Consider the following 15481-nt stretch of genomic DNA (forward strand, 5'->3'; position numbering starts at 1 on the left):
CTAAAAAGGAAGCCTTAGGCTTCCTTTTTTATGGCCACGATTTTATGTTCACAAGCTTATTGGTACGACTTTATTGCCTTGCGCGCAATCGCTCAGGATTTGCGATTTAGCTGCCGTCACCACATCTGCTAGTGCTTGCTCTGCTATCTCGCCATAAGCAATGCTCAACGTAATACGCAGCGGTTGGCCGCTAAAATGAATGAATTCATCTGTGACTAATAAGCGCAAATGTTGCGCCTTAAGGTTAACGTCCGTTAGCGCCATATTGGGTAAATACACCAATAACCAGCCAGGTTCCAGCGGCGATAGCCAGTCTTGCTGCCTAATATTTTCAGTCACTATTTGCGATAAGCTTAATTGCACAAATTGCGCCGCATTGATGCCGAGCTCTTTTTCAATGCTATCGAATTTATCTATGGCAATCAGCAGGATGGCGACTTTGCTGATTGAGGTTGACGATGGTGCAGATGTTAATGATTTACGGGTTTGATAGAGCTTGGCGTGTTGACTGACTTTACTATGTAAATCTTGCTGACTCATTTTGCCAATGAGCTGCCCCTGCACTTGCATAGATTGAATTAAACGGTAACAGCCCTGACTTAAGGTAATGCCGCCAAGCATAGCGAATACGAGTGGAAAAAAATTAAGATATGCTAGGCTAATAACAAAGACATTATCAAGTAAATACAAGAGATTAGCTATATAAAGGCCAGATGCGCCTAAGGTAAAACTGGAATAAATGTGCGGATAAACACTTAACTTTTTGGCTTGCAGCAATAAGCCAAACCACACAGTTAAACTTATCAGTAAGCACAGAATAGTTAGGCTATGACTTCCGCCATCGACATTTTGCCATGGCGCCAATTCCGTGGTCGCAGCCAGTAGCGCCACATCGATAATAGTGATTAACACTAACGCTATTGGCCACGATGCCCACATAACAAGTTTCCTAAACAGACATTAGCCCCAAGTGGCCTGTTTTTAAGTGTAGATGCTTGTTAATGAGTACTCACCTTCTTAGGCTAAGCAAAGCTTTAGGCAAGTATTGAAAACGCGATATACTGAAGTTATGGCGAATAGATACCAAGAATCATGAATATCACTCTTCAAGATCAACAAGATAAAAAATGGATGCGTTTGGCAATCGAGATAGCTAAGCGGGCAGAACTGCGTGGAGAAGTGCCTGTGGGTGCGGTTTTGGTAAGAGACGATCAGCTCATTGCTAGCGGTTACAACCTCAGCATTACCTTAAACGATGCCTCGGCTCATGCGGAAATTCAATGTTTGCGCGCGGCGGGGCAGGTGCTAGATAACTACCGCTTACCTGATACTACCTTGTATGTGACGTTAGAGCCTTGTTCTATGTGCGCTGGCGCTATGGTGCATGCCAGGATAGCTCGTTTAGTCTTTGGGGCTCACGATCTTAAAACCGGCGCGGCTGGCAGCCAAGTTAACTTAGTGCAACATAGCCCGTTTAATCATCAGTTGGAAGTGGCATCAGGTGTACTTGCCGCTGAGTGTAGCGCCCAAGTGAGTGCGTTTTTTCAGCGGCGTCGACGTGAGAAAAAAGCCGAACAATTATTGAAATTGAAAAGTATTAATCCTGAGTCTGAATGAAATTAAAAAACTGATTATGACGATGTAAAATGCGTTGCTGTCTCGATTTTCGCAGGGTACGGCGACGAGCTGAAGCATTATTTATTGATCTACGTTTCATATTTTACCTTAATGTCTAAGCTCAACGGGCTAACACTAGCAAGTGTTAGCCCTGATAGCAATATCAAGAGAGTTACAGCTAGCGCTAGCGCATGGGTAGCTGACGACATTAATTCACTGGCAGAATAATTTCTTCCTCTGCACTTGGCAATAAAGGTAAGGGCGCTTCTAAGTCATTGAAGTCAGCTTGCGCTTGCTGTTCGAGCTTTTGGTTTTGCTGATTATCAAGCCAAATCAAGGTGTCATAATAACGGCGAATATTATCAACATAATGCGCCGCTTCATTACCCCGAGCATAACCGTAGCGGGTTTTACTATAATATTGGCGCTTTTGTAGCAAGGGCAGCACTTGTTTGACATCTGTCCAAGCATTGGGGTTTTTGCCCATAGACTCGGTAAGCTTACGCGCATCTTCTACATGTCCCATGCCGATATTGTATGACGCGAGTGCAAACCACATGCGTTGATCTTCAGGTATGGTGCTCGGCAGTCGATTTAGAATATCCAATAAGTACTTAGCGCCGCCTTGAATGCTTTGCTCTGCATCGAGACGGTTTTCGATACCCATTTGCTTGGCGGTGGGGAGTGTGAGCATCATCATGCCGCGTACGCCTGTTGGGGAACGCGCTCTAGGATCCCAGTGAGATTCTTGATACGCGGTAGCGGCTAATTTGCGCCAATCTAAGGCATCGGCGTATTTTTCAAATAATGGACGATAGACTGGCAGCCTGTTTTCAACGGCGCGGATAAAAGCGCGCGTATCGACATAATCAAAGCGCTCTACATGGCCAAAATAACGTTCTTGCAAGCGGGCTAAGGTGCCGTTGCTTTGCTCTTGATCCCAAAAGCCTAACAGTTTTGCCATTAAAGCGTCACTGCCTTTAGGGCGGAGTAACCAGACTATGTTTTGACCGGTTTGCAGTGTTGGGCCTGCGCGCAGTTCAGGTAAAAAACGGCGATTAATTTGCAGGGCGCTACTGTCCGCTATGGTGTAATCAATGGTCTTATCCGCAATCATCTGCAGCAATTCATCAATGTCTTGCTCATTGGTGGTTTGCCAACTGAGTTTAGGATTTTCTTTTTGCATCTCCAATAAGGTTTCAACATAGGCGGAATCTGAAAGCACAGTCAATTTGCCGTTAATATTCGCTATGCTATCGATATTCTTTTCACCTTGACGATATACCAGTACTTGATCCACTTGGTACAAGGGCGGGCTTATGCGGTAATTAAGCCGACGTAACTGAGTATCTGTCATGCTGGCCGCAATAATATCGATTTCTTTATTATTGAGTGCTGTGTAAAGGGCTTCGAGATTACTGTAAGGCTGCATATCGAGCGGGATTTGTAGGTAGTCGGCAAACATAGTTGCCATTTCATAATCAAACCCTGTGATTTCTTGGCCATTGTTCATATAAATTTGACGGCCATAGACAGTCCCCACCTTTAGGCTCTTGAGCTCTTCAGATGGTGACTCTAGGGGTTCAATTTCCACTATCGGTTGGCAGGCACTAAGGCATACTAACACCAATAATGGCAGGGTCCATGTAAGCAGGTTTTTCATCATGGTTAATAATGCGCCAGCAAAAATAAAAAGCAAATTTGGATGTTATTTCTCGACAATTCAGCCATTTCTGGGCTTTGGACTATAGTTTTTCGGAATGTTTTAATTGCAGGAAATAGTTTTCTGCCAAGGGCAGGGTTTATAACACAAGTTAGGGGCGTTTGTCCGCTCTAGGCTAATGATTTATGCGGCCTATTTCCTTATAATAGCGCCTCCTTTGACCCTACAATCAAATATTAATAAAGGTGAATAGAAGTGATGGAGATCATCCGCGGAGCCCCAGCTTTATCAGAGTTTCGGGTGCAGAAGCTGATGGAAGCCTGCCAACAAGCACAGCTTCCAGTACGTCAGATTTATGCAGAATACATTCACTTGGCCGACGTCAGTTCGCCACTCGATAATGAAACCCAACAGCGACTCGCTCAACTCCTAACTTACGGCCCAGCCATCGCCCCCCATGCCCCAGAAGGGCAACTGTTATTCGTCACTCCTCGTCCAGGCACCATATCTCCTTGGTCTTCAAAAGCAACTGATATTGCTCATAATTGCGGCTTGTCTCAAGTTGTGCGTTTAGAGCGCGGTATTGCTTATTATGTGGTAATGGACGATGTGACTGCGCTGCAATTGCAGGCAATCAAGAGCTTATTACACGACCGCATGATGGAAGTGGTGTTAGCCAAGTTTAGCCAAGCACAAAGCTTGTTTATGCAAGCGAGCCCAGCCCCTTATCAAAGTGTTGATATTCATGCCGATGGCCGCGATGCGTTAGTGCATGCCAATCAGCAGATGGGACTTGCGTTAGCCGAAGATGAAATTGATTATTTAGTCGAAAACTTCCTACGTTTAGGTCGCAATCCGCACGATATTGAATTAATGATGTTTGCCCAAGCAAACTCAGAGCATTGCCGCCATAAAATCTTCAACGCTGATTGGACGATTGATGGTGTCGCGCAGCCAAAATCATTATTTAAAATGATTAAAAACACCTTTGAAACTCACCCTGAGCATGTGTTATCGGCTTATAAAGATAACGCCGCGGTGATGACAGGTTCTGTGGCTGGACGTTTCTTCCCTGATAGTGACGGCGTGTATCGTTATCATGTTGAGCCGATTCATGTGTTGATGAAGGTTGAGACTCATAACCACCCGACAGCCATTAGTCCATATCCTGGCGCGGCTACAGGTTCAGGCGGTGAAATTCGCGATGAAGGCGCAACAGGGCGCGGCTCTAAGCCAAAAGCGGGGTTAACTGGCTTTAGCGTGTCTAACCTTAATATTCCAGGCTTTGCGCAGCCGTGGGAACAAGCTTATGGCAAGCCAGATAGAATCGTTACTCCCCTTGAAATCATGCTTGATGGTCCATTAGGCGGCGCGGCCTTTAATAATGAATTTGGGCGTCCAGCACTGCTTGGCTATTTCCGCACTTATGAGCAGGAAGTCAGCAGCCATAATGGTGTTGAAGTGCGCGGTTATCATAAACCTATAATGCTCGCGGGCGGTTTAGGTAATATTCGTGAAGAGCATGTACAAAAAGGCGAGATCACGGTTGGCGCTAAGCTGATTGTGTTAGGGGGCCCAGCCATGAATATTGGTCTTGGCGGCGGCGCAGCCTCGTCTATGGCCTCTGGTCAGTCCCACGAAGATTTAGATTTTGCTTCAGTGCAGCGCGAAAACCCAGAAATGGAGCGCCGCTGTCAGGAAGTTATCGACAGATGCTGGCAGTTAGGCGCAGCTAATCCAATTCAATTTATCCACGATGTTGGCGCCGGCGGTTTATCTAATGCCTTACCAGAGCTGGTGAATGATGGTGGCCGCGGCGCTCAGTTTGAACTACGTAAAGTGCTAAATGATGAGCTTGGTATGAGCCCATTAGAAATTTGGTGTAATGAATCGCAAGAACGTTATGTCATGTCGGTGGCACCTGAACATTTAGCAACCTTTACTGCCATTTGCGAGCGTGAACGTGCGCCATTTGCTGTAGTAGGTGAAGCTACGCTTAAGCAAGACTTAGTGCTTAATGATAAGCACTTTGATAATCAGCCCATTGATTTGCCACTTGAAGTCTTATTAGGCAAAGCGCCTAAAATGAGCCGTCAGGCCGAGACGGCCAAAGCTGTATCTCCAGCCTTAGATACCACAAGCATCGAATTAACTGACGCTGTTACTCGGGTGTTGAGCTTACCGACGGTGGCCGATAAGACCTTCTTAATCACTATTGGTGATAGAAGTGTGACAGGTTTAGTCAATCGCGACCAAATGGTCGGTCCATGGCAAGTGCCGGTCGCCGATTGCGCCGTCACTGCGGCAAGCTTTGATAGCTACCATGGTGAAGCTATGTCTATGGGGGAGCGCACGCCGCTTGCACTGTTAGATTTTGGCGCCTCAGCGCGTATGGCGGTGGCAGAGGCCATTATGAACATTAGTGCTGCGGATATCGGCGCGCTTAAACGCATTAAATTGTCGGCGAACTGGATGTCAGCGGCAGGTCACCCAGGTGAAGATGCGGGCTTGTATGAAGCGGTTAAAGCCATAGGAGAAGAGCTATGTCCACAGCTGGAATTAACCATTCCTGTAGGTAAAGACTCAATGTCAATGCGCACTGCATGGCAAGAAAACGGTGAGAAAAAAGCCGTGACCTCACCTATGTCGTTAGTGATCACCGCCTTTGGTGTGGTTGATGATATCCGCTTAACCTTAACGCCTGAGCTTACAGCCGATGCAGGGGATACTGTCATCTTATTGGTTGATTTAGCTAAAGGGCAGCAGCGTTTAGGCGGCTCGTGTTTAGCGCAAGTTTATGGTGAGCTGGGTGATACAGCGCCAGATCTTGATTGCGCAAGTTTACTGCGCTCAAGCTTTGATGTTACCCAAGCCTTACTTAAGCAAGGGCGATTGCTGGCTTATCACGATCGTAGTGACGGCGGTATTTTCACTACCTTATGTGAGATGGCGTTTGCTGGTAACACCGGCGTGACAATTGACGCGGGCGTATTAGGCGGCGAGCTTCTCCCTGCTTTATTTAATGAAGAATTAGGCGCTTGTATTCAAGTCAAACGCACTGATGCCGACGCTATTATGGCGCAGTATCAAGCGCAAGGTCTTGATGTGTCAGTAGTTGCTGTACTTAACTCAGATGCCAAGTTAGTGATTAACACCGCCAATGAGTGCGTGTTTGAGCAATCGATTTATGCGCTGCGCGGCGCTTGGTCTGAAACCAGTTTTAGAATGCAGCAATTGCGTGATAATCCTGAGTGCGCCAAGCAAGAGCATGAATTGCGTCAAGATTCGAGCAATCCTGGTTTAACTGTGGATTTACGCTTTGATCCTAAGCAAGACGTAGCGGCGCCTTATATCATCAAGGGCGTAGCGCCTAAGATGGCGATTTTGCGCGAGCAAGGCGTGAACTCGCAGCTTGAAATGGCAGCGGCCTTTGATCGCGCAGGCTTTGAGAGCCATGACATACATATGTCAGACGTGCTTAGTGGCCGTATTGCACTGAGTGATTATCAAGGGCTGGTGGCTTGCGGCGGTTTCTCTTACGGCGACGTATTAGGGGCAGGCGAAGGCTGGGCTAAATCGATTTTATTCAATGATCGTGCCCGTGAGCAATTTAGTCAGTTCTTTGCGCGTAACGATAGCTTTGCCTTAGGTATCTGTAATGGTTGTCAGATGTTATCTAACATTAAAGATATCATTCCTGGTGCCAAGCATTGGCCAAGATTTGTGCGTAACCGCTCAGAGCGTTTTGAAGCGCGTGTTGCCTTAGTTGAGGTGCAGCCTAGTCCATCGTTGTTCTTCAATGGTATGACTCATTCGCGGATGCCAATTGCCGTATCTCACGGTGAAGGCCAAGTGGAGTTTGCATCAAATGCTGCGTTACTTGCTGCTGAAGCCAGTAATACAGTCGCGCTGCGTTATGTGGATGGCACAGGTCAAGTGACTGAGCGTTATCCACTTAATCCAAATGGTTCAGTCAATGGCATTACCGGTATGACGACCCAAGATGGCCGCGTGACCATTTTGATGCCGCATCCTGAGCGTGTGTTTAGAACCGTGGCCAACTCATGGCATCCGCAGCAATGGGGTGAAGATAGCCCTTGGATGCGCATGTTTAGAAATGCGCGGGTAAACATTGGCTAAAAACTTAGACTAAAGTCATCGATTTATTTAGCAATGAATGGCGTGAACAAAAAGTGAGCTTAGCGGCTCACTTTTTTATTGGTTTTTTGCCAGCAATCGAGACGAAAGTATGTAGTGATAGTTTTATATTTCAGCTTGTTAGCTATGTTTACAGTGATATTTGCTGAGTTTATATGTTTTTTTAATCGCATAACTTTATTTCAATAGTTATCGCACTACATTGCCGTCTTTTTCACTTAGGACTATAGGTTGCGAAAGCTTGATGGTTTTTACCTATAATTGAGTATTAATGTCTAAGGGTCGCGACTGTCACACTGGGTTATTAGGCTAACCAACCTGAGTTTGCTGCCAAAAAATTGGTACTGCTTGATGAATCATTAATTGCAGCAGGCAGTTATAAAGGCGGTTGTGGCGATAGGTGTTTGAATGTAGCACTGCAAGGGGTTGGGTTTGAACTAGATTTTTTGGGGCTATTTAGCACCGTTTGGTAGGTTTATTGTACTGTGGCGACTCAAAAGTGCGTGGTTTAATGCGGTTTTAATGAGTTAGTCGCATGAGCTTTAGTAACAATCTTGTAGCAAATTAATGAAAAAGCCCTAAGGTGAACACTTCACCTTAGGGCTACTGCTGCGCTAACAACACAAAATCTTGAATGGTTTAACAACCCAGATTAAAGCTCTCTAGCGGTATAAAGTTCTACGAAAACACGCTTATAGCTATTGATGAAACGCTCAAATAATTTAGTCATGACATTTTCTCCACACAGTTTAGGGTCATTGTGCGCGGAATAAGCCATTAGCACTTATACTTAGGTAGTGCTTGAGCGTCTCCTTAACACAGGGCATATAGTAATCTTTGCTCACTGAGTGTTCAAACGAGAAAAAATCCACTTTAGCATTAGTAAAACTAATCCAATTATTAACTTAAGTTTATTTAGCGAATGTTTTTTAAGTGTAAGCTTATGTATTTAAAGGGGTAGTGTTAATTGGTATAGAGACATCCCCTAATTTACCTTTATCGCAATTGTTGCAAACATATGTATTTTTGTATTTATGGATGGTTCACACTGTATTTAGGGTGTAATCGTTGAAATCGATATTCCCCACCCCCTTTTTAAGCTTGCCTATCTCATATTGCTAAGTTTGTCAATTTTGGTGCTAAGGGAAGTGTGTGTCGCTTCGCAAAAACAGTTGATAACACTGGGTTTTGATTGATATGCATCAAACTTCAGTGGTATAAAATCGGTATAATTTTGTTTTGGTTGCTTAAGTTAAGTGATTGAAATAATAGATAAAAAACTTTTGCGCTGGCACTTCTGAAGGTATGGATGTCTCATAAGTGTTTGAAATCGTGATCTATATCTGCTTTAAGTGAGTAAACTTCTCGTTATCGAGGGAAAAAAGCTTAAGCATTCGCAAAGGACATTTTGGGTGGTTTGTGGTCGCTAATTGGTACCATGTGCGAGGCAACTTGAATCTGTCAGGTTGTTTTCCAGATGGGATTAATTTGTGAACTCTGACTAAATTCTGACTTTAATACTTACGTACGGCATTGATTACATATAAGTAACATTCGCCAAGTAAGGAGACGCAAATGATTGTTGAAGAGGTTGTAGAGCTATCGCGCTTACAGTTCGCGCTAACAGCTATGTATCACTTCCTGTTTGTACCTTTGACTTTAGGCTTAGCCTTTTTGCTGGCTATCATGGAATCACTGTATGTGATGACAGATAAACAGATTTATAAGGACATGACTAAATTTTGGGGTAAGTTATTCGGTATTAACTTTGCTTTAGGTGTTACTACAGGTTTAGCGATGGAATTCCAGTTTGGTACTAACTGGTCTTACTATTCGCATTACGTGGGTGATATTTTCGGCGCTCCACTCGCGATTGAAGGCTTGATGGCGTTCTTCTTAGAATCGACCTTCGTGGGTATGTTCTTCTTCGGTTGGGATCGTTTCAGCAAGCGTCAACATTTAGCCGTGACTTGGTTAGTGGCCCTTGGCAGTAACTTGTCAGCCTTGTGGATCTTGGTAGCTAACGGTTGGATGCAAAACCCAGTGGGTTCAACGTTCAACTACGAAACCATGCGTATGGAAATGACCAGTTTCGCTGATGTGCTGTTTAACCCGGTAGCCCAGGTTAAATTTGTTCATACCGTGGCGTCTGGTTATGTTGCTGGCGCTATGTTTGTTCTGTCCATCAGTGCTTACTACATTCTGAAAAAGCGTGACTTACCTTTTGCGCGTCGTTCATTTGCAATTGCTGCAAGCTTTGGTTTAGCGTCAATTCTGTCTGTGATTGTACTGGGTGATGAATCTGGTTACGAAACTGGCGAAGTTCAGCGCGTTAAGCTTGCTGCTATGGAAGCTGAATGGCACACAGAGCCTGCTCCTGCTGCCTTTACTGTGGTTGGTATTCCTAATCAAGAAACCATGGAAACCGATTACGCCATTAAAATCCCTTATGTGATGGGGATTATTGCGACTCGTTCTTTAGATACCCAGGTGACTGGTATTCGCGATCTTATCAAAGATCACGAAGTGCGTATTCGTAACGGTATTCCTGCATATGCAGCGTTAGAGCAATTACGTAGTGGCAACGAAACTCCTGAAGTGCGTGCTGCGTTTGAAGCCGGTAAAAATGACCTTGGCTATGCCATGTTACTTAAGCCGTACACTGCCAAGATTATCGATGCGACTGAAGAGCAGATTATTGCTGCTGCTAAGTCGTCAATCCCGAAAGTTGCTCCGATTTTCTGGTCTTTCCGTGTCATGGTGGGCTTAGGCTTTATCATGTTGTTCGTCTTCATCGCCGCCTTCTGGCAGAGCACGCGTCACCGTATCGAAGAGAACAAGTGGGTACTTAAGGCTGCATTATTCAGCTTGCCATTACCTTGGATTGCGATTGAGTGTGGTTGGTTTGTGGCTGAATACGGTCGTCAACCTTGGACCATCTCTGAGGTGTTACCAACCTTTATGTCGGCCTCAAGCCTGAACCTTAGTGATATCTGGATCAGTATCATCACCATTACCATCTTCTATACCGTATTACTGGTGATTGAAGTGTTCTTAATGTTGAAGTTTGCTCGTCTTGGCCCAAGCAGCATGAAAACTGGTCGTTATCACTTTGAACAATTAGCTCCTACGAAATCGTAACGGATCTATAAGGAAATCACGATGTTTGATTATGAACTATTGAGATTTGTGTGGTGGGCTTTGGTGGGCGTGCTGCTCATCGGCTTCGCCGTCACAGACGGATTTGATATGGGTGTGGGTGCGTTATTACCTATCATAGGTAAAGACGACACTGAGCGCCGTATTATGATTAACACCATTGCGCCGCATTGGGATGGTAACCAAGTTTGGTTAATCACAGGCGCGGGTGCATTATTCGCTGCTTGGCCAACAGTATACGCGGTATCGTTCTCAGGTTTTTATCTGGCAATGATGATAGTGTTGTTTGCTTTATACTTGCGTCCAGTTGGTTTTGACTATCGTTCAAAGATTGAAGATCCAAGATGGCGTAAGTCATGGGATTGGGCCTTGTTTGTGGGTGGTTTTGTACCGCCGCTGATCATAGGTGTGGCCTTTGGTAACTTGTTACAGGGCGTACCTTTTGAGTTCGACCAATTCTTACGTGCTTATTACCATGGCAACATCTTTGGTCTGCTGAATCCATTTGGAATATTAGCCGGCTTAGTTAGCGTTAGCATGTTTATGATGCAAGGCGCCACTTGGTTACAAATGAAGACCGAAGGCGAATTGCGTGCTCGTGCTGCGAAAGCGGCTCAGTTAGCTGCTATTGCCTTGTTCGTGCTGTTTGGCGCGGCCGGTTTCTGGTTAGCTAATGGTATTGACGGTTATGTCATCACGTCTGTGATTGATACTGTCGCAGCATCAGATCCTACCAAGAAGACAGTCGTTATTGCTGCTGGCGCTTGGTTAGCTAACTATGACAAGTACCCAATCACTATGCTGTTCCCTGCGTTAGGTATGCTGATGCCATTATTGGTATTAATTGTTAGCCGCCTGAACCGTAGTGGTTTTGCCTTCTTGTTCAGTTCAGTGGCGATTGCTGCGGTTATCTTAACTTGTGGCGCGGCTATGTTCCCATTCTTGATGCCATCATCACTGGATCCGAACATAAGCTTGACCATGTGGGATTCTACCGCATCGCAAATGACCTTAACTGTGATGACATTTGCTGCGATTATCTTCGTACCGATTGTACTGGGTTACACTGTGTGGACTTACATCAAGATGTATGGCCGCTTAAGCCGCAAGCACATCGAAGATAACTCAACGTCTTTGTATTGATAAAAGGATAGCGAAACTATGTGGTATTTTACTTGGATACTCGGCATTTTGTTGGCATGTTCTTTCGGTATTATCAACGCATTATGGCTTGAGAATACAGAGAATATGGATCGCAATAGCGACGACAATAGCTAAGTCAGAGTGACTGCTAAAAACCCGCCTAGTGCGGGTTTTTTATTATCTGGATGTTATGATTATTGCCTTTAGCGGGGTAACTGCTAGGCTAATTCAGGCGTGCCGAGGCAATGGCATAGTGAGTATTAGTCAAACCACAGTAGGTTAGTAGAGGAGTGAGTTATGTTAGGTGAGAGCCATGCGCTAAATCTTGAATTCCCGCAGTACCAAGCATTAATCGATGATCTGAAACAGAGCCTTGCAGGATTTGCTGAGCTAACAAGGCAATACAATACGTTAGATCATAAAATCCGCAGCCTAGAACTTGCTAATATACCGACCTCAGATGCGTACTTTCTGAAATTAAAATCCGAACGTGTGGCGTTAAAAGATGAGCTTTATGGCATCTTGCACTCTAAAGTGGGTTAACTAACAAGGGCCCAAACGGGCCCTTTTTTATGGTGAATGATTTACTTGCTAGCGTTATCCCTGCGTCTTTTAAGCCATTCCCATTGGCGTTATTAGGCTAGTTGCGTTCAATTAGGTGAGTCCCTTTTAATTAGGCCAATGCTGGCTGAGTTTGTGTTTTAGGTTTAACCCATAGCGAGTAAATCACAGGCACCCAAATCAGTGAAATTAAGGAGGTCAGTAAAGTGCCGCCAGCAATGGCGATGGCAAAGGGCGGCCAGAAGCCACCACCTGCAAAGATTAACGGCAAAAAGCCACCCACTGTTGATATAGTGGTGGACGCTATATGGCGACCACAGCTACTCACGGCCTCAATAATCTTGCTGCGAGTTAGCTCATGTGGCGCGATTTCTTGCAGCTCTGCCAATATGATAATCGCCGCGTTAATGGCAAGCCCCATGAGCCCTAATAGCGCTACAATGACAGTAAAGCCAAAAGGGTAACCAAACACATAGACGCATAGCAGCCCTAAACCTGCCGATTGCGCCGCACTTAACAGGATAATCAACGCCATACGGTATGAGTTAAAAGAGAGTATTAAGGTCGCTAATAAGGCAGTGAGTACTAACACTAGACTCGACATTAAATTGCCTACCGCTTCATTGCGTTTGGCGCTTTCACCGCCTATTTCGAACCTATATTCGCTTGGGATAGATAATTGATTAATAGCAGGGATAATATCTTGCAGCACCTTGGCAGGTAGCACGCCGCTGACAATATAAGCTTCTATGGTGTTAAGGCGATGACCATCACGTCTGGTAATGGCGCCGCGACTTAATTCTATCTCCATAGTGGCTAAGGCGCTCAGTGGAATATTGGTGCCATTTACCGAGGTTAAATTGACATCCATTAAGGCGCGCTCATCACTGCGGGTAAGTTGATCAAGCCGCACTCTTACCGGCAAAGATTCCGTGGTTTCTAACACACTGCCACCAATCACGCCTGTGGTTGCCATTTGAATTTGATTGGCTATGGCCGTTAAGTCGAGCCCACTGAGTAAACTCGCATCTTCATTGATATCTAACCACAATTTAGGCGTGCCAGCGCTTAGGGTGCCGCGGCTTTGCAATACTTGTGGATGCTTGGCCAAAATTTGGCGAATGTCCTCGCCAAGGGTATTGAGGGTATCTAAATTGGGTCCATAAATCCTGACTTCTATGGGGGCATTAAAGGGAGGGCCTTGCTCCAGAGTTCGCACTAATACCATGGCATTGGGGTAGTTAGCATCTAACTGCTGTTGCAGCATAGGGATTAAGCGATTGGCCACTTCTCCGCTCTCAACTTTCACCATGGCCTGGGCGTAATTCGCCGCGCCGTTTTGCCTTTGGGTCAAGTTGTAATAAAAAGAGGGGGTATTACCGCCGACCATCCAATCTATCCGCATAATATCTGGGTTGCTGCGAAGCTCCTTATCCATAGTCATAATTTCGTTAGCACTGGCGGCGACGCTATGATGGGATGGAAAATAGATCTCAATTTGAAACATGTCGCGATCGGATGGCGGGAAAAATTGCTCCGTCATTTTGCCCGCGGCGAAAATGCCTGAGAGTGGCAATAACCCAATAATGAGCGCTGAGGCTATCGGCCGCTGCAATGCTATGGCTAAACTTTTATGGAAAGCTTGTCTTACCCTTGGCATCTCTAGGCCTTGTTGATACCAAGCGGTTTGCTGCTCTTTACTGCCAAAGCGGCCGGCAAGTCCAGCGATTAAGGTGTGGGAGATAATATAAGAGCCAAGCAGTGACACAATAACAGTAATGGCTATGCCGCCGACAAACTCGCCTGCGGCCCCAGGCATTAAGACTATCGGTGCAAAAGCCAGCATAGTGGTAATAGTGGAGCCTGCTAATGGTACCCATAAGTGCTTTAAGGTATTGCGAACAGCATCAATCGCGCTTTGGCCTTCGCGCCGGCGCTGCGCAATCGCATCAACTATCACTATGGCATTGTCGACCATAATGCCAAGGGCTACCACCAATCCTGTCACCGACATTTGATGTATGGGCAGGGAGACTAGCTGCATACAGACTAGTGTAAACAGTACAGTTAATGGCAAAGACACGGCCACAATTAAGGCATTTCTTAAACCTAGGGTGAGCAGTAATACCAGTAAAATCAAAAAGAAACCTTGAATCAAGCTAATGACTAAATCGCCCAAACGTATGTTGGTATAGCTGCCTTGCTCAAATAACCAATTGACCTTGATATTGGCAGGCAGTGCTTGTTCAAAATCAGTCACAGTGGCGCGCACTGCATCTAACCAATGATCAACCCGAGTATTATTTAGCATACGCGCGCCTATCATTACGCCGCTTTCACCTTCTAGCAAGGCTAGATCATTGAGCGGGGTTTTCAGGGCGCGATTAATGTTAGCAACATCGTTAAGTCGAATCACTTGGCCATCGTCGGTGATTTTTAACGGCACTTGCGAGATGCGGGTGACTGAGTCAAGTTCGCCAGACACTTCAATCAAGGCGCGAAAATGCAGGTTATTAATTTCACCGGCGGCAATTTTAGAGTCTGCGCGCTGCAAAATAGTGGCAACAGCCCCAGGGGTTAAACCTAAGCGGTTAAGTTGACTGCCATTAAGCTCGACTAAAATCTCTTCTTTCGGGTCGCCATAAAGGCTTACAAAATCCGTACCCGAAACTAAGCGTAGTCTGTGTTCTAGCTCTTTAGCGTAGCGGGTGACTATGGCAATACTGTCGTCACTGGCCGTGTCGCCTTGCCAGCTTAAGCCAAAAATCACAGTGTTGGCGTAACCAAACTGATCGTTAAGAATGGCATGTCCTGCGTCGGTCGGCAGTCTAGCGGCGGTATCGGCTAATAAGTCTCGCGCCCTTGACCACACGGGATCGGTATCTGTGACTGTATCTTTAAGTTCAAGTTGAATGACAGAAATGCCTGGGCGCGAGGTCGATTGGATGAGTTTAATTTCCTTCACTCGCCGTAACTGAGTTTCAATAATTTCAGTGACTAGCACTTCAACGCGCTCGGCAGAAGCACCAGGATAGTGAGTGATCACTGAGGCAAAGCGGTTAGTGATATGTGGGTCTTCCATGCGCGGTAAGCTAACTAAGGCGCCAAGACCTGCCACTATCAATATGGCTATGATAAGACTAGTAAGCCTGCCATTATTAATCAGCGTATTAACCATGG

At 45.6% G+C, this 15481-nt stretch carries 9 protein-coding genes; 6 read left to right on the top strand and 3 right to left on the bottom strand.

Going from position 1 to position 15481, the window contains the following annotated elements:
• Positions 1-48: 48 nt before the first annotated feature.
• Positions 49-939 (bottom strand): diguanylate cyclase domain-containing protein, encoded by an 891-nt coding sequence (locus tag AC1HDP_RS00835; protein WP_479637283.1) that lies wholly within the window; start codon positions 937-939, stop codon positions 49-51.
• Positions 940-1092: 153 nt separating this feature from the next.
• On the opposite strand from AC1HDP_RS00835, the gene tadA reads away from it, so the two are divergent.
• A complete protein-coding gene (gene tadA / locus AC1HDP_RS00840) occupies positions 1093-1617 on the top strand; it encodes a tRNA adenosine(34) deaminase TadA (RefSeq protein ID WP_479637284.1) in 525 nt (174 codons plus the stop codon).
• 208 nt (positions 1618-1825) lie between these two features.
• Here tadA and mltF read toward each other — a convergent pair whose 3' ends face one another.
• The gene (gene mltF / locus AC1HDP_RS00845; protein ID WP_479639793.1) at positions 1826-3271 is read right to left on the bottom strand and encodes a membrane-bound lytic murein transglycosylase MltF; all 1446 of its coding nucleotides are present in this window, start codon (positions 3269-3271) and stop codon (positions 1826-1828) included.
• 267 nt (positions 3272-3538) lie between these two features.
• Here mltF and purL point away from each other — a divergent pair, with 267 nt between their 5' ends.
• The 5 genes from purL (at position 3539) to AC1HDP_RS00870 (ending at position 12283) form a co-directional block, all read left to right on the top strand.
• Positions 3539-7420: a phosphoribosylformylglycinamidine synthase gene (purL, locus tag AC1HDP_RS00850; protein ID WP_479639794.1), complete on the top strand. Its 3882-nt coding sequence runs from the start codon at positions 3539-3541 to the stop codon at positions 7418-7420.
• Between the two features lie 1593 nt (positions 7421-9013).
• Positions 9014-10579, top strand: coding sequence for a cytochrome ubiquinol oxidase subunit I (locus AC1HDP_RS00855; protein WP_479637285.1), 1566 nt, complete (start codon positions 9014-9016; stop codon positions 10577-10579).
• 21 nt (positions 10580-10600) lie between these two features.
• On the top strand, positions 10601-11740 hold the full coding sequence (gene cydB, locus AC1HDP_RS00860) for a cytochrome d ubiquinol oxidase subunit II (protein ID WP_479637286.1): 1140 nt from the start codon (positions 10601-10603) through the stop codon (positions 11738-11740).
• Between the two features lie 18 nt (positions 11741-11758).
• Positions 11759-11875, top strand: coding sequence for a cytochrome bd-I oxidase subunit CydX (gene cydX, locus AC1HDP_RS00865; protein ID WP_479637287.1), 117 nt, complete (start codon positions 11759-11761; stop codon positions 11873-11875).
• A gap of 162 nt (positions 11876-12037) precedes the next feature.
• On the top strand, positions 12038-12283 hold the full coding sequence (locus tag AC1HDP_RS00870; protein ID WP_479637288.1) for an HP1242/YdcH family protein: 246 nt from the start codon (positions 12038-12040) through the stop codon (positions 12281-12283).
• A gap of 130 nt (positions 12284-12413) precedes the next feature.
• Here AC1HDP_RS00870 and AC1HDP_RS00875 read toward each other — a convergent pair whose 3' ends face one another.
• A complete protein-coding gene (locus AC1HDP_RS00875; RefSeq protein ID WP_479637289.1) occupies positions 12414-15479 on the bottom strand; it encodes an efflux RND transporter permease subunit in 3066 nt (1021 codons plus the stop codon).
• Positions 15480-15481: the final 2 nt, after the last annotated feature.

It is taken from the genome of Shewanella sp. ISS20, assembly GCF_056522965.1.